This window comes from Pseudomonas sp. PD9R (assembly GCF_019200975.1).
Taxonomy (GTDB): Bacteria; Pseudomonadota; Gammaproteobacteria; order Pseudomonadales; family Pseudomonadaceae; genus Aquipseudomonas.
On the sequence record NZ_JAHTMR010000006.1, the window covers coordinates 69,220 to 89,968 of the forward strand.

23 protein-coding genes are annotated in these 20,749 nt (G+C 59.7%); 13 read left to right on the forward strand and 10 right to left on the reverse strand.

Annotation, left to right across the window (positions count from 1 at the left end):
• Window positions 1–50: 50 nt before the first annotated feature.
• The 3 genes from trxA to KUF73_RS14095 all read right to left on the reverse strand — a co-directional run bounded on the left by trxA (window position 51) and on the right by KUF73_RS14095 (window position 2,172).
• Entirely contained in the window at window positions 51–923 is an 873-nt protein-coding gene (gene trxA, locus KUF73_RS14085) for a thioredoxin (protein ID WP_218438603.1), read from the reverse strand.
• Window positions 924–1,054: 131 nt separating this feature from the next.
• On the reverse strand, window positions 1,055–1,711 hold the full coding sequence (locus tag KUF73_RS14090; protein ID WP_218438604.1) for a methyltransferase: 657 nt from the start codon (window positions 1,709–1,711) through the stop codon (window positions 1,055–1,057).
• Window positions 1,708–2,172 carry a YbaY family lipoprotein gene (locus KUF73_RS14095; RefSeq protein ID WP_218438605.1) on the reverse strand — a complete coding sequence of 155 codons (465 nt, stop codon included), beginning with the start codon at window positions 2,170–2,172 and terminating at the stop codon, window positions 1,708–1,710. Before KUF73_RS14095 ends, KUF73_RS14090 begins: the two co-directional genes overlap by 4 nt.
• A 128-nt stretch (window positions 2,173–2,300) precedes the next feature.
• Here KUF73_RS14095 and nrdR point away from each other — a divergent pair, with 128 nt between their 5' ends.
• The 12 genes from nrdR to KUF73_RS14155 all read left to right on the forward strand — a co-directional run bounded on the left by nrdR (window position 2,301) and on the right by KUF73_RS14155 (window position 11,118).
• Window positions 2,301–2,765, forward strand: a complete 465-nt coding sequence (gene nrdR, locus KUF73_RS14100) for a transcriptional regulator NrdR (protein WP_003228656.1) — start codon at window positions 2,301–2,303, stop codon at window positions 2,763–2,765.
• Complete coding sequence (gene ribD / locus KUF73_RS14105; protein ID WP_218438606.1) at window positions 2,762–3,895, forward strand: bifunctional diaminohydroxyphosphoribosylaminopyrimidine deaminase/5-amino-6-(5-phosphoribosylamino)uracil reductase RibD; 1,134 nt, start codon at window positions 2,762–2,764, stop codon at window positions 3,893–3,895. The genes nrdR and ribD overlap by 4 nt, the downstream gene beginning before the upstream one ends.
• A 46-nt stretch (window positions 3,896–3,941) precedes the next feature.
• Window positions 3,942–4,604 (forward strand): riboflavin synthase, encoded by a 663-nt coding sequence (locus tag KUF73_RS14110; protein WP_046047353.1) that lies wholly within the window; start codon window positions 3,942–3,944, stop codon window positions 4,602–4,604.
• A gap of 31 nt (window positions 4,605–4,635) precedes the next feature.
• Window positions 4,636–5,727, forward strand: a complete 1,092-nt coding sequence (ribBA, locus tag KUF73_RS14115; protein ID WP_218438607.1) for a bifunctional 3,4-dihydroxy-2-butanone-4-phosphate synthase/GTP cyclohydrolase II — start codon at window positions 4,636–4,638, stop codon at window positions 5,725–5,727.
• Window positions 5,728–5,818: 91 nt separating this feature from the next.
• Window positions 5,819–6,295 (forward strand): 6,7-dimethyl-8-ribityllumazine synthase, encoded by a 477-nt coding sequence (ribE, locus tag KUF73_RS14120; RefSeq protein WP_003228649.1) that lies wholly within the window; start codon window positions 5,819–5,821, stop codon window positions 6,293–6,295.
• Window positions 6,292–6,792 carry a transcription antitermination factor NusB gene (gene nusB / locus KUF73_RS14125; protein ID WP_103403407.1) on the forward strand — a complete coding sequence of 167 codons (501 nt, stop codon included), beginning with the start codon at window positions 6,292–6,294 and terminating at the stop codon, window positions 6,790–6,792. Before ribE ends, nusB begins: the two co-directional genes overlap by 4 nt.
• 23 nt (window positions 6,793–6,815) lie before the next feature.
• Window positions 6,816–7,781, forward strand: a complete 966-nt coding sequence (gene thiL, locus KUF73_RS14130) for a thiamine-phosphate kinase (RefSeq protein ID WP_218438608.1) — start codon at window positions 6,816–6,818, stop codon at window positions 7,779–7,781.
• Window positions 7,778–8,281, forward strand: a complete 504-nt coding sequence (locus KUF73_RS14135; RefSeq protein ID WP_218438609.1) for a phosphatidylglycerophosphatase A — start codon at window positions 7,778–7,780, stop codon at window positions 8,279–8,281. The genes thiL and KUF73_RS14135 overlap by 4 nt, the downstream gene beginning before the upstream one ends.
• A gap of 23 nt (window positions 8,282–8,304) precedes the next feature.
• A complete protein-coding gene (locus KUF73_RS14140) occupies window positions 8,305–9,042 on the forward strand; it encodes an ABC transporter substrate-binding protein (RefSeq protein WP_218438610.1) in 738 nt (245 codons plus the stop codon).
• A 242-nt stretch (window positions 9,043–9,284) separates the two neighbouring features.
• The gene (ribA, locus tag KUF73_RS14145) at window positions 9,285–9,902 is read left to right on the forward strand and encodes a GTP cyclohydrolase II (protein WP_218438611.1); all 618 of its coding nucleotides are present in this window, start codon (window positions 9,285–9,287) and stop codon (window positions 9,900–9,902) included.
• A complete protein-coding gene (locus tag KUF73_RS14150; protein WP_218438612.1) occupies window positions 9,899–10,318 on the forward strand; it encodes an MFS transporter in 420 nt (139 codons plus the stop codon). Before ribA ends, KUF73_RS14150 begins: the two co-directional genes overlap by 4 nt.
• A complete protein-coding gene (locus KUF73_RS14155) occupies window positions 10,318–11,118 on the forward strand; it encodes a cobalamin-binding protein (protein ID WP_218438613.1) in 801 nt (266 codons plus the stop codon). Before KUF73_RS14150 ends, KUF73_RS14155 begins: the two co-directional genes overlap by 1 nt.
• A 135-nt stretch (window positions 11,119–11,253) precedes the next feature.
• On the opposite strand, the gene KUF73_RS14160 is transcribed toward KUF73_RS14155, so the two are convergent.
• The 7 genes from KUF73_RS14160 to KUF73_RS14190 all read right to left on the reverse strand — a co-directional run bounded on the left by KUF73_RS14160 (window position 11,254) and on the right by KUF73_RS14190 (window position 19,668).
• Window positions 11,254–13,137 carry a TonB-dependent receptor domain-containing protein gene (locus KUF73_RS14160; protein ID WP_218438614.1) on the reverse strand — a complete coding sequence of 628 codons (1,884 nt, stop codon included), beginning with the start codon at window positions 13,135–13,137 and terminating at the stop codon, window positions 11,254–11,256.
• 147 nt (window positions 13,138–13,284) lie between these two features.
• On the reverse strand, window positions 13,285–15,183 hold the full coding sequence (dxs, locus tag KUF73_RS14165; RefSeq protein WP_218438615.1) for a 1-deoxy-D-xylulose-5-phosphate synthase: 1,899 nt from the start codon (window positions 15,181–15,183) through the stop codon (window positions 13,285–13,287).
• Window positions 15,184–15,274: 91 nt separating this feature from the next.
• Window positions 15,275–16,162, reverse strand: coding sequence for a (2E,6E)-farnesyl diphosphate synthase (gene ispA, locus KUF73_RS14170; RefSeq protein ID WP_218438616.1), 888 nt, complete (start codon window positions 16,160–16,162; stop codon window positions 15,275–15,277).
• The gene (locus KUF73_RS14175; RefSeq protein WP_007894317.1) at window positions 16,159–16,401 is read right to left on the reverse strand and encodes an exodeoxyribonuclease VII small subunit; all 243 of its coding nucleotides are present in this window, start codon (window positions 16,399–16,401) and stop codon (window positions 16,159–16,161) included. The genes ispA and KUF73_RS14175 overlap by 4 nt, the downstream gene beginning before the upstream one ends.
• Window positions 16,402–16,512: 111 nt before the next feature.
• Entirely contained in the window at window positions 16,513–17,112 is a 600-nt protein-coding gene (locus KUF73_RS14180; protein WP_218438617.1) for a retron system putative HNH endonuclease, read from the reverse strand.
• The gene (locus KUF73_RS14185; RefSeq protein WP_218438618.1) at window positions 17,105–18,412 is read right to left on the reverse strand and encodes an AAA family ATPase; all 1,308 of its coding nucleotides are present in this window, start codon (window positions 18,410–18,412) and stop codon (window positions 17,105–17,107) included. The genes KUF73_RS14180 and KUF73_RS14185 overlap by 8 nt, the downstream gene beginning before the upstream one ends.
• A 113-nt stretch (window positions 18,413–18,525) precedes the next feature.
• Window positions 18,526–19,668, reverse strand: coding sequence for a Fic family protein (locus tag KUF73_RS14190; RefSeq protein WP_218438619.1), 1,143 nt, complete (start codon window positions 19,666–19,668; stop codon window positions 18,526–18,528).
• A 278-nt stretch (window positions 19,669–19,946) separates the two neighbouring features.
• On the opposite strand from KUF73_RS14190, the gene KUF73_RS14195 reads away from it, so the two are divergent.
• Window positions 19,947–20,738, forward strand: coding sequence for a YfaP family protein (locus KUF73_RS14195; protein ID WP_218438620.1), 792 nt, complete (start codon window positions 19,947–19,949; stop codon window positions 20,736–20,738).
• Window positions 20,739–20,749 lie beyond the last annotated feature (11 nt).

Below are 20,749 nucleotides of genomic sequence, written 5' to 3' on the forward strand. Positions count from 1 at the left end.
CTCCTACAGGGATCCATGTAGGAGCTGCCGAAGGCTGCGATCTTTTGATCTTAATAAAGCGCAGCAAACAACTTGCGACGGTATGTAGTCACCAACGGGTGGTCGTTGCCCAGTAACTCGAACACCTGCAGCAAGGTTTTGTGCGGCAAGCCTTCGCTGTAGCTGCGGTTGCGAATGAACAGCTTGAGCAAACCATCCAGCGCCGCGTCGTATTGCTGGCGGGCCAGCTGCTGGACCGCCAATTGATAGACCGCCTCATCGTCCTGCGGGTTTTTCGCCAGGCGTGCTTTCAGGTCGGCGGCATCCGGCAAGTCCTTGGCCTGGCCGAGGAACTTGATCTGCGCCTTGGCACCGGCCAGGGCAGCCTTGTGTTCATCACTCTTGACCGCACCGAGCACGGCTTGCGCCTCGTCCAGCTCACCGCGCTCGGTGAGGCAGCGCGCGTAGAGGATCAGCGCTTTGGCGTTGGTGTTGTCTTCGGTCAGCAGCGCTTGGAGGACGGCTTCGGCGTCGGCAAAACGACTGTCGTCGAACAGCGCCTGAGCCTGTTCGAACGGATCGGCCGCCGCCGGTGGCGGCATCTGGACGTGGGGCTCAAGCAACGCGCGCACGGCTGATTCCGGCTGGGCACCGGCAAAGCCGTCGACCGGCTGACCATCCTTGAACAGCACCACGGTCGGCAGGCTGCGAATACCAAATCGGGCGACGATGTCTTGCTCGATGTCGCAGTTGACCTTGGCCAGCAGCAACTCGCCCTGATAGCTCTCGGCAATGGTCTGCAGCATTGGCATCAGTTGCTTGCAGGGCGCACACCATTCGGCCCAGAAATCCACCAGCACCGGTTTGTGGAAAGAGTTCTCGATCACCGACTGGTCGAAATCGGCAGTCGTGGCATCGAAGATATACGGCGTTTCCTGACTCATGGGCGATCTCTTGGAAGCGTGGATACATGCACTATAAGGTGTGCCGCAAAAGATCGCAGCCTTCGGCAGCTCCTACATTTGAAATGCAATCTCATGTAGTAGCTGCCGAAGGCTGCGATCTTTTGGCGGCTTTAAATACGCCGCGCGTGATACAGGCTCACATGCCGAAACTCTTCTGGCTCGGCCAGATCCGGCAAGGTCATGGCTTCGAGCATTTCGATCCGCTGGTACAACGGATGACGAAAATCCCTCACCCGCGAATCGGCCACCAACGCTTCCTGGCCACGACTGAGGAACTCGTCGAGCAGCGGCAGATTCGCCCGGTCGTACAACACATCGGCCACCAGAATCAGATCAAACCGGTCGGCCTCGGCGAAAAAATCCGTCGAATAATTGAGCTGCACACCGTTCAGTTCGGCATTCGCCCGACAGGCGGCAATCGCCAGTGGGTCGAGATCACAAGCCACTACGTCCAGCGCCCCGGCCTTCACCGCAGCAATCCCCGCCACACCGGAACCGGCGCCGAAATCCAGCACCCGCTTGCCTTTGACCCACTCGGGGAATTCGGCGAGATAGCGGGCCATCGCCAGGCCACTGGCCCAACAGAAACTCCAGTAAGGCGGCTCATGCAGAATGCGTCGGGTTTCTTCGGGGCTGAAAGCGCGATCCATGTTGTCGCCGTCGATCAGCCACAGCTTCAGCTCGGTGCCCGGCAACTCACAGGCTTTCAACTGTGCATCGCCGAGCAGTTCACCCAACGCCTGTTGCAGGTCTAGCGGTGCACTCATGGGGCTTTGACGAATTGCAATTGGCCCAGCGCCTGGGTGGTGGGTTGGGTAATCAATTGCGACGGCAGATGCAGGATTAACTGGCCGGACTGGCTGGCACGGCCGCGCAGTTCAACGCGGGCACCGGCTGGAAAGGATTCGGGGTTGAAGCGCAGGCGAAACGGCAACACTTGATTGGTGCCGATCAGGTTCGAGCTGGCGAGCAATTGCTGCGGGCGATCTTTTTCGTCGATCACCAGCAACGCCAGTTCGACTTCGGCGCCTTCGGGCACGCCTTGCAGGGTGCCGCTCAGTTCACGCTGATACGCTGGCAGCGGGCCGAGGTTGGCCGACTCCCGGGCTTTCTTTTGCGCTTCTACTGGCGCGGGGCCGGGTGTCGGTGGCTGAGGTTTGGGCGCATCGCTGCCGCAGGCCACCAACAGGCTGAAAAGACTGATCAATACGAGCGGTCGTAACGACATTTGCGGCTCCAGCAAGGTGTCATCCATGGAACAATCGATATATCCCGTCTGTATACCGCAAACCCTATGGCTTGTCTTGCCACCGGGATGCGCTACCATGGCCCTCCCTTTTTTTGTTGCCTGCCACCATGCACTGTCCCTTCTGCGGTGCCAACGACACCAAGGTCATCGACTCGCGTCTGGTCGCCGAGGGCGAACAGGTGCGCCGCCGGCGTGAATGCCTGGCCTGCGGCGAGCGTTTCACGACGTTCGAGACCGCTGAACTGGTGTTGCCGCGCCTGATCAAAACCGATGGCAGTCGCCAGCCGTTCGACGAAGAAAAACTTCGCGCCGGCATGCAGCGTGCGCTGGAGAAGCGCCCGGTGAGTGTCGAGCGCCTCGAATCGTCGCTGGTGCACATCAAGCACAAACTGCGCGCCACCGGCGAACGCGAGGTCAAATCCCTCGTGGTCGGTGAACTGGTGATGGCCGAGCTGCAAAAGCTCGACGAAGTCGCCTACATCCGCTTCGCTTCGGTGTATCGCCGCTTCCAGGACCTCAACGAGTTCCGCGAAGAGATCGATCGCCTGGCCCGTGAGCCGGTGAAAGAATGACCACATCCGCAGAACAAGCCATCCTCGATGCCCATTACATGGCCCGCGCGCTGGAACTGGCGCGCAAAGGTCATTACACCACGCACCCCAACCCGCGAGTCGGTTGCGTGGTCGTGCGTGACGGGCAGATTGTCGGCGAGGGCTGGCATGAGCGCGCTGGCGAACCCCACGCCGAAGTCCACGCCTTACGCGCCGCTGGCGACAAGGCCCGCGGCGCAACCGCCTATGTCACTCTCGAACCTTGCAGCCACCACGGCCGTACGCCGCCCTGCGCCGATGCACTGGTGAATGCCGGTGTGGCGCGGGTGGTCGCGGCGATGCAGGATCCGAACCCGGAAGTCGCCGGTCGCGGTCTGCAACGCCTGCAACAGGCTGGCATCGCCACCGAAAGCGGTGTGCTGGAAGGCGAGGCGCGCAAGCTCAATCAAGGCTTTTTGAAACGTATGGAACACGGCTTGCCGTTCGTGCGGGTCAAGTTGGCCATGAGTCTCGACGGTCGTACGGCGATGGAAAGCGGCGAAAGCCAATGGATCACCGGCCCGGCGGCGCGTTCGGCAGTGCAACGCCTGCGTGCCCAGGCCAGTGTGGTACTGACTGGCGCCGACACGGTGCTGGCGGACAACGCCCGTTTGACCGTACGTGCCGATGAGCTGGGTCTGGACGCGGAACAAACCGCGCTGGCCATGAGCCGTACACCGCTTCGCGTGCTGGTCGACGGTCGTCTTCGCGTGCCGTTGGATGCAGCGTTCTTCAAGGCTGGCCCGGCGCTGGTTGCCACTTGTGTTGCGGTGGAAGAGCAATACGCCAATGGCCCTGAATGCCTGATCGTGCCTGGCTATGACGGTCAGGTTGATTTGCGCCAGTTGCTGGTGGCACTCGCGGCTCGCGGGGTCAATGAAGTGTTGGTCGAGGCAGGTCCGCGCCTGGCGGGGGCGTTTGCCCAGCAAGGTCTGGTGGATGAGTTTCAGATCTTCATCGCCGGCAAGTTCCTCGGCTCCTCGGCGCGGCCGCTGCTGGACTGGCCGCTCGCGCAAATGAAGGATGCACCCGAGCTTAAAATCACCGAAATTCGTGCGGTTGGCGATGACTGGCGAGTCATCGCCATTCCTGTGCCAGCAGCGAGCGTATAATTCCCGGGCTGCGCCACGCGACAGCCCTGTTCTCGAGGAGGACTCCATGTTTACCGGCATCATCGAATCCATCGGCAGTATTCGTGCATTGACCCCAAAGGGCGGAGATGTGCGGGTTCACGTAGAAACCGGCAAGCTCGATTTGAGCGACGTCAAACTGGGCGACAGCATCGCGGTCAACGGCGTGTGCCTGACCGCCGTTGAACTGCCGGGCAATGGCTTTGCCGCCGACGTCAGCCGCGAAACCCTCGACTGCACCGCCATGAACGACCTGAAAAGTGGCAGCCCGGTCAACCTGGAAAAAGCCCTGACCCCGACCACTCGCCTCGGCGGACATCTGGTCAGCGGTCACGTCGATGGCGTGGGCGAAGTGGTTGCCCGTACCGAGAATGCGCGTGCCGTGGAATTCCGCATCCGCGCGCCGAAAGAACTGGCCAAGTACATCGCCCACAAAGGCTCGATCACCGTCGACGGCACCAGCCTGACCGTGAACGCGGTCGATGGCGCCGAATTCCTGCTGACGATCATTCCGCACACCCTTAGCGAAACCATCATGGCTTCTTATCAGCCAGGTCGCCGGGTGAATCTGGAAGTGGATTTGCTGGCCCGTTACCTGGAGCGCCTGTTGCTGGGCGACAAGGCCGCAGAGCCAACCTCCAGTAACATCACCGAAAGCTTTCTGGCCCAAAACGGCTACCTCAAATCCTGAAGCTCAAATTTCGAAAGAAGGGGGGTGCCTTGTGGCGCTCAATAGCATCGAAGAACTGGTTGAAGATATCCGCCAAGGCAAGATGGTCATCCTCATGGATGACGAAGACCGCGAGAACGAAGGCGACCTGATCATGGCCGCCGAGTGCTGCAAGCCCGAGCACATCAACTTCATGGCCAAGCACGCCCGTGGCCTGATCTGCATGCCGATGAGCCGCGAGCGCTGCGAACTGCTCAAGCTGCCATTGATGGCTCCGCGCAACGGTTCCGGTTTCGGCACCAAGTTCACCGTGTCCATCGAAGCGGCCACCGGTGTGACCACCGGCATCTCCGCCGCCGACCGCGCGCGCACCGTGCAAGCAGCCGCCGCGAAAGACGCCAAGGCTGAAGACATTGTCAGCCCCGGTCACATCTTCCCGCTGATGGCCCAGGCCGGTGGCACCCTGGCTCGCGCCGGCCACACCGAAGCCGCCTGCGACCTGGCGCGCATGGCCGGTTTCGAGCCGAGCGGCGTGATCTGCGAAGTGATGAACGACGACGGCACCATGTCCCGTCGCGCAGAACTGGAAGCCTTTGCCGCCGAACACGGCATCAAGATCGGCACCATCGCCGACCTGATTCACTACCGGATGATCCACGAACGTACCGTTCAGCGGATTGCCGAACAGCCGCTGGACAGCGAACTGGGCCAATTCAACCTGGTGACCTATCGTGATTCCGTGGAAGGCGACGTGCACATGGCGCTGACGCTGGGCAACGTGTGTGCCGAAGAACCGACCCTGGTTCGCGTGCATAACATGGACCCGCTGCGCGACCTGCTGATGGTCAAGCAACCGGGCCGCTGGAGCCTGCGTGCCGCCATGGCTGCGGTCGCCGAGGCTGGCAGTGGCGTGGTGCTGTTGCTCGGTCATCCGCTCGATGGCGACGTGTTGCTGGCGCACATCCGTGAAACCGCCGATCACGCGGCCGTGAAAAAACCGACCACTTACAGCACGGTCGGTGCCGGTTCGCAGATCCTGCGTGACCTCGGCGTGCGCAAAATGCGTTTGATGAGCGCACCGATGAAATTTAATGCGATATCCGGTTTCGATCTGGAAGTTGTAGAATACGTGCCCTCCGAATAATGACCGGTTGTTTCCGGTCCTGAATTCGCGGCAAATAAATCACTGAGGGACGCGTAGAAGACGCGTCCCGGCTCTTTAAGAGATCTGACGAATGACCCTGAAGACCATCGAAGGTACCTTCATCGCCCCTAAAGGCCGCTACGCTTTGGTAGTAGGCCGTTTCAACAGCTTCGTTGTTGAAAGCCTGGTCAGCGGTGCAGTTGATGCCCTGGTTCGCCATGGCGTGAGCGAAAGCGACATCACCATTATCCGCGCGCCTGGCGCCTTCGAAATTCCGCTGGTTGCGCAGAAAGTCGCTCAGAAAGGCGAGTTCGCGGCAATCATCGCCCTGGGCGCAGTCATTCGTGGCGGTACTCCGCACTTCGAATACGTGGCGGGCGAATGCACCAAGGGCCTGGCCCAGGTGTCCATGGAGTTCGGCGTTCCGGTCGCTTTCGGCGTCCTGACCGTTGACTCCATCGAGCAAGCCATTGAACGTTCCGGCACCAAGGCCGGTAACAAAGGTGCTGAAGCTGCCCTGTCCGCTCTGGAAATGGTCAGCCTGCTGGCGCAGTTGGAGGCCAAGTGATTAGCGACGAAAGCGATCGTTTCAACCCGCGCGATCCAAAGCCTGCGGATGCCGGCAAGCCATCGAAAAGCGTCAAGCGTCGTGAGGCTCGTCAGCTCGCGACTCAGGCACTGTACCAATGGCACATGGCCAAGCAGTCACTGAACGAGATCGAAGCGCAGTTCCGGGTCGATAACGATTTCAGCGATGTCGATGGCGCCTACTTCCGCGAAATCCTCCACGGGGTTCCGCAGTTCAAGACCGAAATCGACACCGCGCTCAAGCCTTGCCTGGACTTGACCATCGAAGAGCTGGATCCGGTTGAACTGGCGGTTCTGCGCCTGTCCACCTGGGAACTGCTCAAGCGCGTCGACGTGCCATACCGCGTTGTGATCAACGAAGGTATCGAATTGGCCAAGGTCTTCGGTTCCACCGACGGCCACAAGTTCGTCAACGGTGTGCTCGACAAGCTGGCCCCGCGTCTGCGTGAAGCTGAAGTAAAGGCGTTCAAGCGCTGATTTGCGCTTGAACTGCCATTGCCATGGGCGAGTTTGAGCTGATCCGCAATTTCTTCGCCGCCGCGCCTTGTGCGCAGGGCGGCGAAGGCGTTGCTCTCGGAATCGGTGACGACTGTGCCTTGCTGACTGTTCCCCCCAGGGAACAGTTGGCGATTTCCACCGACACGCTCGTGGCCGGTGTGCACTTCGCAGATCCTTGCGACCCCTTTCTGCTCGGTCAGCGCTCGCTGGCCGTTGCGGTCAGCGACCTGGCTGCCATGGGCGCCACCCCTGTTGCCTTTACCCTTGCCCTGACCTTGCCGACGGTAACCGCCGATTGGCTGGATGCCTACGCCCGTGGGTTGAACCTGATGGCGCAACGCTGCGGCGTGGCTTTGGTGGGGGGCGATACCACTCGTGGGCCGTTGAGCCTGACCATGACGGTGTTCGGTCGTGTGCCGTCCGGCAAAGCACTGACCCGCAGCGGCGCACAGCCCGGCGACTTGCTGTGTGTTGGCGGCGAGTTGGGTAGTGCCGCCGGAGCCTTGCCGTTAGTGCTTGGCCAGCGCACCGCCGAGGCGGACATCGCCGACCCGCTGCTGGCGCATTACTGGTCGCCACAACCACAGCTTGGTTTGGGGCAGGCGTTGCGTGGCAAGGCAACGTCGGCGCTGGACATCTCCGACGGCTTGCTCGCTGACTGTGGGCACATCGCCCTGGCGTCGCAGGTCGGCCTTGAGGTCGAGCTCGACCGTTTGCCGCTGTCCAAGGCGTTGGTCGCGTTTCTCGGCCAGTCAGGCGCAGAACATGCTGGCCTGAGCGGTGGTGACGATTACGTGCTGGCCTTCACCTTGCCGTCCACTGAGTTACCGTCATTGCTGGCCGATGGCTGGCCGATTCATGTGGTCGGGCGCGTCGTGAGCGGGAAGGGCGTCACACTGCTGGACGCCGCTGGACAAGACATCACCCCGCAAACCCGGGGTTATCAACATTTTCGGGAGACACCGTGACAGACCATCCCAAGCAAACCCCGGCGGAATTCGTACCGCCGTCGGTCTGGCGCAATCCATGGCATTTCCTCGCGTTCGGCTTCGGCTCGGGCACCTTGCCAAAGGCGCCCGGCACCTGGGGGTCGTTAGTTGCGCTACCCTTTATTCCGTTATGGCAGATGTTGCCCGATTGGGGCTACTGGCTGATGTTGGGCGCCACCATGCTGTTCGGCTTCTGGCTGTGCGGCAAAGTGGCCGATGATTTACGTGTGCACGACCACGAAGGCATCGTCTGGGATGAAATGGTCGGGATGTGGATCACCCTGTGGCTGGTGCCGGAAGGCTGGCAGTGGTTGCTGGTGGGTTTCCTGATGTTCCGCTTCTTCGATATTCTCAAGCCGTGGCCGATTCGCTGGATCGACCGGCACGTGCATGGTGGCGTCGGGATCATGCTCGACGACGTATTGGCCGGGGTGTTTGCGTGGTTGGCAATGCAAGGGCTGGTAAGGATCTTCGCCTAAAGGATTAAACGGGAGAACTAAGGATGGCTCTACGCGGTTTGATGGTGATGGTGTTCACCTTGTTTTGTTCGCTCGCGCAGGCGGAGGACGCCGCGACGCTGCCGTCTGTTATTCACCTGGCCAGCGAAGACTGGGAAGACTACACCGCTGCCGATGGCCATGGGCTGGGTTGGGATGTGTTAAGGCAGGTCTTCGAACCGGCGGGTGTCAAGCTCGACATCCGCACCGAGCCTTATCTGCGTTCCTTGGGCCTCGCGGAGCGCAGCGAAGTGGATGCATGTGTTGGCTCCTATCGTGATGAGTCCGGCGATGTGCTCTATCCACACTGGAACTTCGACACCGATCACATCTATGCCTTGGGGCTGGCCAGCAGTCCGGTGCCGACCCCGGAAACTTTGGGGAATTATCGACTGGCCTGGGTACGTGGCTATGACTACCAGGATTACTTGCCCAATGTGCGCCACTACGACGAGGTGATCCGCCGTACCGGGATCGTGTCGATGCTCACCCACAATCGCGCCGACTTCTACATCGATGCACTGACCGAAGTCGATTACGTCCTCAATCGGGCCAAGGACTCGTCCCAGTTCCGCAAGACACATATCGCGGAACTGCCGCTGTATCTGTGCTTTGCCAAGACTCCACAGGCCCGCACGCTGATGGCGTTGTTCGACCAGCGCATGGAAGAACTGGTGAAAAGCGGAGAGCTCAAACCGATCTTCGAACGCTGGAAACAGCCGTACCCGTTTGATTCGGATTGAAAACGGTCAATGTAGGAGCTGCCGGAGGCTCGGGCCGCGTTCGGACGATCTTTTGATCTTGTCTTTTTAAAAAACAAAATCAAAAGATCGCAGCCTGCGGCAGCTCCTACACAAGTCGATTGCACCCAGACATCAAACTTTTTGATTGTTATGGCCGATAATTCAGCCTAAGCGTCGTCCGGAACCTGCTGTTACAATGCCGGCCTGCGAATCTTCAGACTCTTTAGATCAGGAGCACACCGGTGCCTGTCGTTTTTGTCGCCGCTTCCAAGCTGCCAACGCCTTTTGCGCAATTCACCATGCACGGCTTTCTCGACGAAGCCACCGGCCTCGAGCACGTTGTGCTGAGCCTGGGTGAGATCGCCGACGGTGCCCCGGTACTCGGCCGTTTGCACTCCGAATGCCTGACCGGCGATGCCTTGTTCAGCCAGCGTTGCGACTGCGGCTCGCAACTGGAGGCCGCGCTGCAGGCCATCGCTCGTGAAGGGCGTGGCGTATTGCTGTACTTGCGTCAGGAAGGTCGTGGTATCGGCCTGCTGAACAAGATCCGCGCCTATGAGTTGCAGGACGGCGGTGCCGACACCGTTGAAGCCAACGAGCGTCTGGGCTTTGCCGCCGACCAGCGTGACTACGCCATGTGCCTGCCGATGCTGGAGCACCTGGGTGTGAAATCCCTGCGCCTGATGACCAACAACCCGCGCAAGGTCAAAGCCCTGACCGACATGGCTATCGTGGTTGCCGAGCGCGTGCCGCTGCACACCGGTCACAACCCGCACAACAAGCTGTACCTGGCGACCAAGGCCAGCAAGCTCGACCACATGATGGGCAACGAACATCAGGGCGAGGCAGACCGGGCGTGACGCGCGGTCAGGTGCGGCGGCGACTGTCCGTCAGTTGGTGGCAATACCTGGCGCTGGCCTTGTTGCCGCTGTTTGTGATCAATGGCGTGTTCGGACAGAGCGAGGCGATCTTGCCAGTGCTGGCGATGCCGTTGTTCATCGCCGGTGTCGCTTCGATGTTTGTCAGCCTGAAGTTCTTTGGCGGCTACAAACACGCATTGATTGCCACCCAAAAAGCCCTCGACACCCCAGAAGAACCCGCCGCGTGGATCAGCCTCGCTGCCAAGCGCCGTGCGGCCTTCCTCGCGGCCGGCTTGCCCGCTTGGATCGGTGCAGTGGCCGTTTTCGTCGGCCTTGAAGCCGTACCGCTGGTGCTGCTGGCACTGTCGACCACCGTGCTGTTCTACCTCTACCGTATTCCGCGTCAACTCGGCTGATGCGTTCTGTCTGGCTGGCGGTTTTGTTGCTGGCCGTCAGCGGTTCGGTGGCGGCGGTCGAGCGCGTGGTGAGTCTCGCGCCGTCTCTCTCTGAAATCGTTGTCGAACTGGGTTCAGCCGATCTTTTAGTGGGCGTGCTGGATGCCGGAGAGCGTCCTGCCGAACTCAAGGGTTTGCCTTCCGTTGGCCGCTACGGCCAGTTGGACATGGAGCGGCTGCTGAGCCTGAAACCCGATTTGCTGTTGCTCTGGCCCGGCAGCGTCGGCCCGGCCCAGCGTGAACAGCTCAAGCGTTTGAACATCCCGACCTACGTCGCCGAACCACACAACCTTGAACAACTTACCGTCCAGATAGAGGCGATTGCCACACAGCTCGGCAGGCCTGAGCGCGGTGTTTCATTGGCCACCGATTTACGTACGCGACTGGAATCGCTGCGCCAGCGCTATCGACGGGATGAGCCGCTGCGGGTGTTCTATCAAGTATGGGATCGGCCGCTGTATACGGTTGGCGGCGGGCAGATCATCAGCGATGCGCTAGAAGTTTGCGGGGCTCGTAACGTGTTTGCCGACCTGACGCTGCCAGCACCGCAGGTCAGTGTGGAGGCGGTGTTGCAGCGCAATCCCGAGGTGATTCTGGCCAGTGACCTGGCGCAGCTCGATGCGTGGAAAGCCTGGCCGCAGGTGACGGCGGTGGCAAAGGGGCAATTGCTGCTGGTGACAGATAAAGGCCTGGAACGGCCGAGCGGCCAGATGATTGAAGCGACAGCCAAGCTGTGCCAATTGATCGCGCCTGACCGCTGAGACCGAGTTGCGGCCTTCGCGGGCAAGCCTCGCTCCTACAGGGGTTGTGTCGTATTCGATTGTGGGGGGCACGTAAAACCTGTAGGAGCGAGGCTTGCCCGCGAAGAGGCCAGCCCAGACAGAACAAAGGTCGGATCAGATCTCCGGCGTCCACGTCACCCCAAACATCCACGCCCGACCTTCCTCGCGATAGCCGTACTGAACGTCTTCATGACTGTAAAGCGCCCGGCTGTAACCTTTGTCCAATAGGTTATCGACCTTCAGCTCCAACGTGATCTCACGATTAAGTTCCCAACTGCTGCGCAACCCCAACAGGGCATAGCCGCCCAGTGGTTGCTGATTATTCAAGTCGTCGTAGCTGCTGCTCACCGCTTGCCAACTTGCACCGAGGCCGAGGCGGTCGAACTGCCGATCCAGATCCCAGCTCAGCGTGCGACGTGCACGGCGGGCTAACGTGTGGCCAGTGTCGCGATCCCGTGGATCGATGATCGCCACGCCGAGGTTGCTCTGCCAGTTGAACAACTCCTGTTTCAACGCCGCTTCGAAGCCGTTGATGCGCGCCGAGGCCACGTTCTCCGGGCGGCTGTTGCTGCCGAAGATAATCGCGTCTTCCAGATCCGTACGGTACAGCGAAGCTTCCAGGCGACTGTTTGCAGTCAGCTGGCTACGCCATTGCAGTTCATAGCTTTTCGAGGTTTCAGGTTTCAGGTCCGGGTTGCTGAAGTCCGGGTAATACAAGTCGTTGAAGGTCGGCGCGCGGAAGCCTTCGCTGTAACTGAGCAGCACATCGTTGTCCGGGTTCAGCGGCACAGTGAAAGTGCCGCTCCAGGTATTTTGGCTGCCAAACTGCTGGTTATCGTCATGACGCAGGCCCAGTTCGGTGGAGAAACTGTCGGCCTGATAACGATGCTGGATAAACGCCGCGCGGTTCCAGCGACTGTCCTCGTCGAAGTCTGTGCTGCTGTTGACCCGGTCTTCGTACCAGTCGCCGCCGAGGATCAGGCTGTTGCGCTCGCTGGGCTTCAAGTCGTTCTGCCAGGTCACCGAATCGCGGTAGGTATTAAATACGCTGCGCTCATCGCTGAGTTTGTCGAGGGTCTTTTCGCGGTTCTCGCTGTGGCCGAATTCGAGGCGGGTTTTCCAGAGGTCATTGACCCGCGCGTCGACGTAACTGCTGACGCTGCTGACGTCGAACTCACTGTAAGGCTGTTGCTGGACCGACTCGAAGGTGTCCAGGTCAAAGCGGCCGAACGGGTTGTCAAACTCGCTTTTACCGCGGTTATCCAGCAGGTTGGCGCCGATTTCGATGTCATCGCTCAGGACGTGGCTCAGGCTCAGGCTCAGGGATTTGTTGCGGTACTCGTCGTGATCGCTATCGCTGGGGTACGACTCGTGGCTGCGATTGATCCCGGCAGTTTCATCGAGACTGGCGCCGAGGTTGAAGCGGGTTCGTTCATCGCCACCGGACAAGCCGAGGCTGCGTTCCCAAGTCTGGTTATTGCCGAAACCCACGTGCAGGCGCGGTTGCAAACCAGGCTCGCCACCGCGACGGGTAAAAATCTGGATCACCCCGCCAATCGCATCGCTGCCGTAAATCGCCGAACGGGAGCCGCGCAGCACTTCCACGCGCTCGACCTGTTCGATGTTGATGTGTTGCAGGTTGCTGTCGCCGGAGGTCGAATTGCCGATGCGTTGGCCGTCGACCAGCACCAGGCTCTGGGCCGATTGCGTACCGCGAATGTAAACCCCCGGCAAACTACCGCGCCCGCCGGTTTGTGAGACTTGCACACCGGGTACACGGCGCAGCAGGTCAGTGACGCTATCGGGTTGCAGGCGATCAATGTCTTCGCGGGTGAACACGGTGTTGGCGGCGCTGCTGTCGTTACGCGCTTCGACCTGGCGGTTGGCGCTGATCAGCACGTCGGGCAGTTTCAAGGCTTGATCGCGTTCGAAAGTGTCGGCCAGGGCCGGGCCGGCCGGCAAGAGGGTCAGCGTCAGGGCAAAGGGAGAGAGTTTCATGGATGATCCGAAATTTCAGATACGACACAACCCCTGTGGAGCTGCCGAAGGCTGCGATCTTTTGATTTGATTTTTTTCAGATTTGAAGCCGCCGAAGAGCAGGATCAAAAGATCGCAGCCTTCGGCAGCTCCTACATGGGGATCGGTTTACAGGTCGAGCAATTGCAGGCGTTCGCGGATCGAAGCTTCGATCCCGGCCTCGTCCAGCCTGCACTCGGCCAGCATCTGCGCAGGCTTGGCGTGTTCGACGTAAACGTCCGGCAAGCCCAGATGCAGCATCGACTTGAGGATGTTCTCGCGGGCGAGGAATTCGCTGACCGCACCACCGGCGCCGCCCATGATCGCGTTCTCTTCGACGGTCACCAGCAGTTCATGGCTGGCAGCGATTTCACGCACCAGTGCTTCGTCCAGAGGTTTGACGAAACGCATGTCGACCACGGTGGCATCCAGCGTCTCGGCAACTTTCAGGGCTTCGGCCAGTTGCACGCCAAACACCAGCAGGGCGACCTTGCTGCCCTGGCGACGAACCACGCCTTTGCCGATTTCAATCGGTTCGAGGTTTTTCTCGATGGTCGCATTCGGGCCGTTGCCGCGCGGGTAACGCACTGCCGCCGGGCCGTTGTACAGATGGCCGGTGCTAAGCATTTTACGCAACTCGTTTTCGTCGCTTGGGGTCATCACCAGCATGCCGGGGATGCAACGCAAGAACGACAGGTCGAAGCTGCCCGCGTGGGTCGGGCCGTCTTCACCCACCAGACCTGCACGGTCGATGGCAAACAGTACGTCGAGGTTCTGCACCGCGACGTCGTGAATCAGTTGGTCGTAACCTCGCTGCAGGAACGTCGAATAGATCGCCACGACTGGTTTTGCGCCTTCGCAGGCCATGCCGGCAGCGAGGGTCACAGCGTGCTGCTCGGCAATCGCCACGTCGAAGTAGCGCAGCGGGAAGCGCTCACTGAAGGCCACCAGATCGGAGCCTTCCTTCATTGCCGGGGTAATGCCCACCAGTCGTGGATCGACGGCCGCCATGTCGCACAGCCACTCGCCGAACACACCGGAATACTTCGGCCCGCTGGCCTTTTTCGGCGCGGCGGCCGGGGCGTCCAGCGGTTCGAGTTTGGTGATGGCGTGGTAACCGATCGGGTCGACTTCCGCCGGAGCGAAGCCTTTACCTTTCTTGGTGACGATGTGCAGGAACTGCGGGCCCTTCAGATCGCGCATGTTGCGCAGGGTGGCGATCAGGGTCGGCAAGTCGTGGCCGTCGATCGGGCCGATGTAGTTCCAGCCCAGCTCTTCGAACAGCGTGCCAGGAACCAGCATGCCTTTTGCGTATTCTTCGGTGCGGCGGGCAATTTCCCAGGCGCCGGGCAGACGCGACAGCACTTTTTTGCTGCCTTCGCGCATGCTCGCGTAGGTGCGGCTGGAGAGGATTTTCGCCAGATAGTTCGACAGACCGCCGACGTTGCGCGAGATCGACATGTCGTTGTCGTTGAGGATCACCAACATATTGGCGTCCACTTCCGGCGCGTGGTTCAGCGCTTCGAACGCCATGCCGGCGGTCAGCGCGCCGTCGCCGATCACCGCGATGGCCTTGCGATCACTGTTCTGCAGGCGGGCGGCAATTGCCATGCCCAGCGCTGCACTGATCGAGGTGCTGGAGTGACCGACGCCAAAGGTGTCGTACTCGCTCTCGGAGCGACGCGGGAACGCGGCGATGCCGTCCTTCTGACGCAGGGTGCCCATGCGCTCGCGACGACCGGTGAGGATCTTGTGTGGATAAGCCTGATGACCCACGTCCCACACCAGACGGTCGTCCGGAGTGTCGAAGACGTAATGCAACGCGATGGTCAGCTCGATCACGCCCAGGCCTGCACCGAAATGCCCACCGGTCTGGCCGACCGTGTAGAGCAATTCCAGGCGCAACTCATCGGCCAGGGTTTCCAGCTCGGCTTCGCCTAACCGGCGCAGGCCGTCCGGCGTGTTGGCGCGGTCGAGCAGCGGCGTGTTCGGGCGCTTGCGGGGAATCTCATGAAACGTCGTGGGCATCAGGCGAATCGTTATAGGTATAAAAGATGCGGCAGTTTACCTGATGCTTCGCCCCCTGCCCACGCGTTGGTATTTTTTGACCGATACGCCGTCAGCTTCGGCGTTCGACGATATACCGGGCCAGGTCGCGCAACGGCTCGGCTGCCGCGTCAAACGGTCGCAGCGCGTGCAGTGCCTGATCGCGCAGTTCCAAGGCGTAGGCCTTGGCGGCGTCGAGGCCGAGCAGGGCCGGGTAGGTCGGCTTGTCGCGGGCAATGTCGGCGCCCTGGCGTTTGCCGAGGGTTTCGGTATCGCTTTCGACGTCGAGAATGTCGTCCTGAACCTGAAACGCCAGGCCGATGGCCTGTGCATACGTCTGCAACGACTTCAGTTCGTCTTTCTCGGCACGGCCACTGGCCAGGGCGCCGAGTTTGACGCTGACTTCAATCAGCGCACCGGTCTTGTGCCGGTGCATGTATTCGAGGGCTTTTTGATCGAGTTTCAGACCAACCGAGCCGAGGTCGATGGCCTGGCCGCCCACCATACCTGCCGGGCCTGCCGCCAATGCCAGGGCGCTGACCATCTGCAGACGGATTTCTGCGTCGGCGTTGCTCAGGCGCGGGTCGAGCAGGGCGCTGAAGGCCAGGCTCTGCAAACCGTCGCCGGCAAGGATTGCGCAGGCTTCATCGAATTTTTTGTGGGTGGTTGGCTGGCCGCGACGCAGGTCGTCGTCGTCCATCGCCGGCAAATCGTCGTGCACCAGCGAGTAAGCATGGATCAGCTCCACCGCACAGGCCGCGCCGTTGGCTTGCTCGGCCTTGCCGCCGAGCGCTTCGCACGCGGCGTAAGCCAGCAGTGGACGCACGCGCTTGCCGCCGTTCATCACGCTGTAACGCATGGCTTCGTACAAACGCGCCAGCTCAGGGCCCGGCGCAGTGAACAGGGTTTCCAGGGCCGCGTTGACGCGGGCCTGGCTGGTTGCCGAGTACGCCTCAATCATTCTGGTTGATCCGCGTCGAAGGGTTCCTCGGCCAACTCGCCATCACGCTCGAGCAGCACCTGAACCTTTTGCTCGGCCTGGGCCAGCGCCGCCTGGCAATCGCGGGTCAGACCGATGCCTTGCTCGAAAGCGGTCAGCGAGTCTTCCAGCGACAATTCGCCATTCTCCAGACGCTCGACCAGCGTTTGCAGGTCAGCGAGGGATTGTTCGAAATCCAGTGCAGCTTTTTTGCGGGCCATGGCGGCGATTTCCGGTTGACGTTAAACCGGCGCGACACTAGCAGACATGGGGGTTATCAGCAACGCGCGGGCTGCTTGAGCTGCTTTATGCAGGTTCTGTCTGACTATGTTTTAAAGGCGTTTGAGGATGTGCCGAAATTCTCTAGTGCTTAGAAATAACGGCACAAGTGCAGGCATTTTGGCCTTCAATTCCAAAACCGCATCAATCATTTTCTTTCGCTCAAGAACCAGCGGTGGGTGCTGTAGCCCGAGTATTCGGATTGTTTCACGTACTCGATGTTTGTCTGCATCTGACAGTGTCGGCACTGGGCTCAGGTCACCCTTTGTAGATATCGAAAAAAAACTATTGCAGCCGGGTCTAGGTTCGATCGGCAGAATTTCCGAATCCTTTTTTTGGCCGCAGGTTTTCGAGTTGCTGCTGATGCAGCCGTGCGCGTAGTTTGTGTAGTCGAACGTCAGGTGCGGATGAGCGTTTGTTCCTCCTTTTGGCTTTATATGCTCCACCTGGCCCTTATCTGCCTGCAATGATGTCTCGCAGTAGGCGCAAAGGCCTGCCTGGATTTTATGCAGGCAGGCTTTGACGATTTTTTTATACGGAAGAAAAGCCAGTGTATCGAATTCGTTCGGCCCTGCTCCGGGAGCGGCAGCGGCGTAGTCCGATAGTGCTTTGCTCGCTTCAGCCGGAACTGGAGCATGAATCAGTTCAATCATCCTTTTGACTCTCGGCATGCTCAGCAAGAAAGTCCCAAAGCTCGGCTTCGATTTGTGGGATTTGATAGCCGGCCTTGTCGAGTTCTGCTTTCAGTTCTTTTGCCTGGGGCTTGTCAGCTTCACCGTCACGGGCGAATTGTTCGTAGGCTTGAGCAGTCTCTGTAATGGGAATGTCTGGACGCTCAGGCACTTCCATAATGCCCGCAAGAGCGTCTCCGGCTTCTTGCCCAAGGGGACTCATTTTGGGGCGTTCGGCAATCCAGATATCCTCCTGCCTGTAAATGACCCGAATTTGCTCACGGTTAACGGTTGTCAGTACCTGGGGGCTATGGGTGCTGAGAATGAATTGAATTTTTGGAAAGGCCCTGCGCAAAGACGCTATGACTTGTTGCTGCCAGGCCGGATGCAGATGCAGGTCCACTTCATCGATCAAAACAATCCCTTCTGTCAGTAGGGAAGCCTGTTCCTTGAGGTGCCCGTTAAGGCGACTGCAACGGAAGGCCATGTCGGCCGTTAGCGAAATCATGGCCCGTACACCATCGCTCAGGAGGCTTATAGGCAAAAGCCCATGGTCTGGATGAGACATCGCGAGTTCTTCATAACTCAAGCTGTAGTGGAAGTTACTCCAACCTTCAGCTTCCAGTACCAAGTTCACGGCGTTCTGAATCCCGGCAATACGCGGTTTCAAATCTGAATGCTCGTATCCCGGCAGCTCTTGCTGCTGTACCAACGCCAGGGTCGCTTTACTCATCCACTGCTGCATTTGTACAAAGTTGGATGCGGAGGAGAGGCAGTCTTCATAGCCCGTGGTTCTACTAGCGCTGACAACCGCTTTGCGCATGCTGTTGTTGTGATTGATCCAAAGTCTGCCAGCAGGGTAATAACTGACCAGCGGCAAGGCTGTCTTTGCTTCCGAGCGTAATGACTCCTGAAGCTTCTTGCCCCAGTTGGCCAGCGGTGTTGCTTCCTTAGTTGTTGTTCGACTTTTTGGACCGTGCAATGCCCGCTGCCACTGAATGTCCGGGGCATCCAGAGCGGCATCGATGATGACCGGGAATCGCTGCTCATTTTCGAAACTATTGTCTAAGCGAACGTAGCGAGCATCTGTGCGCTCGATGTGTTTGGACTTTCCCATGTCAAATGCGCCCACAAAGGGCCCGAGAGCGGTAGCAATAGCTTCCAGAATCGTGGTTTTGCCTTGCCCGTTACGTGCGGCAATTACCGTCAGTTCAGGATGGAAGTCGATCTCAATGTCTTCAAATCGACGGAAATCCTTGAGTTTCAGTTTGCGCAATATCACAGGCTTACCTCTGGTTTTGCCGTCCTCGCCGACGGTTTTTCTGGCCGTAGTTGATCATGAGATGAGCTTGAGCTCCAGTTGAAATCTTTGTTTGAGAACTGGACGGTTGTTCACTATTGGGAGGGATTCGGATCGTCGATTTTGTATCGCGTACTTCGGCCTCCAGCGGGTAAGCGTTTCAGGCCACCCTTTTGAAGCAGCTCAGCCAAATGACGGGTTGCCGTGGCCTTGGATACTTTAGCTTCAGCCTGATACTGCGCTGCGCTAATGCCATCCACAAAGCTGCGCTCCCCGCCATCAAGCAAGCGATTCAGTACTTTGGTCTGTGCCGCAGACAACTCTGATTCCCGATGCGCCTGCCAGAAACGCGCCTTACCCAGCACGCTTTCGATCCGCGCCATGGCCTGTTGCAAGCTGCGCAGCAGGGTTTGCAGAAACCATTCCAGCCACTCGGTGATATCCAGCGTGGCTTTCTGGCAGGTTTCGAGCACTCGATAATAGCCGGACCGGTCTTCGAGAATGCTCGCGGACATGGCATAGAAGCGGATGGCTTGGTCTTCACCCTGAGCCAATGCCAGATCGGTGATCGTTCGCGTCAGGCGCCCGTTGCCATCGTCGAAAGGGTGCAATGTCACGAACCAGAAGTGCGCGATGCCGGCCCGCAGCAATGGATCAAGTCCCGCCTGATTTCGGCTGGCGGTAAACCAGGCGAGGAAGGTGTCGAGCTGTCGCTCAAGGCCCTGACGAGGCGGGGCTTCGAAGTGAACGGTTGGTCTGTCGAGGCGGCCGGACACCACTTGCATCGGATCATCGCCACGTAACGCACCGACACGGATCGGCCGGGCAGCGAGATCGGTCTCTTGCTCGGGAAACAGCCATTCGTGCCAATCGAGTAATCGCTCCAGCGTCAGCGGTTCAGCGAAATGCTGAGTGGCGTCGAGCATCAATTGCGCCAACCCTTCACTGCGCTGGCTGACATTATTGCCATCGACCAGTTCCAGGCCCAGCCGGCGCGCTAATGATGAGCGAACCGAGCCGACATTCAGCTGCTCACCCTCAATAGCGGATGAGGTCACGATGTTCTGCAGCAGCGCATCCAGTTCGCTCTGAGCGCTCAGCGAATTGCCCACTGAGCTGGCCATGCCCATCAATCGCCCTTGTGCTTGGACACACTCGCGCAAAAACGGCCCCAACCGCTCTGCTTGCCAGTTGAAATTCGGCCAATCGGGCTGCTGCCAGATCCAGTGAGGTGCCATGAACTCGGTGCTCTTGGAGTGGGTGAGCCGAATAGAAACGTTATTCGGCTCATATGGTGAGCCGAACATGACGCCTATTCGGCTCACCGTCCACCTGCCAGCGTGAATCCCACCGCAAATATAGAGGTATCCGATTGTTAAAAAACCGCCGAATGGCTAATCTTCGCGCCTTCTACGACCCGATAGTCATGGGTCTTTCTGACGAAACGCAGTTTTTGGATCTGTAACGCGCCGAGGATCGGGCGCAAGGTTTCGTTATGCATGGCAGGAGGCGTCACATGCGTTCATTTCTTCTATTGCTGATGGGGCTCGCCTGCGCGTCCGCGGCGTTAGCCGAGCCTTCGGCCGAGGTGTCGGAACCGGTGGGTGGGTGGCGTTATTCCGGCCTGCTGGACCGCAGTGAACATCCTCAAGTCGCCTATCCCACGCCACCGATCGATCGCGGTGTGCAGCGCAATCGCACCATGATCCAGGGCCAGCTCAAGGCCATCGGCACTCAGCGAGGGCCGCATACCCTGGCCGTCAACGGCAATCCTCTGAATCTGTACACCGACGACCAAGGGCGTTTCGCCCGGCCGTATGCGTTCGGCGCCGGCTCCAACAGCGTTGAAGTACGCAGCGCTGAAGGCAAATCGCTCAAGCGCGTTCAATTCTACGAAGCCAACAACCTGCGCACTCCGGCGCGGATTCGCGTGGTGTTGGGCTGGGATGACCCGAAAGCCGAACTCGACCTGCACATTATTACCCCCGACGGCCAGCATGCGTTCTGGGCTCGCCCGGCGATGAGCAACGGCGGCGGTCTGGACCCGGACGGTGTCGATGGCCCCGGCCCGGAAATGTTCACCATGACCGCGCCGATGCATGGCACCTATCTGGTTTACGTGAACTATTGGGGCAACTTCGGCAGTGGCGGCTATAACTTCGATGAGACCAGCAACCAGAACGAGGTGATCACCTCGCAGATCAATCTGGTGCTCAACGAAAACACCGTCGACGAAAAACGCGAGACCTTCATCGTGCCCCTGCGGGCCATCGGTGACCTGCTGCTGGTCAAGACTTTCAACTATTAAGCATCCCGCTC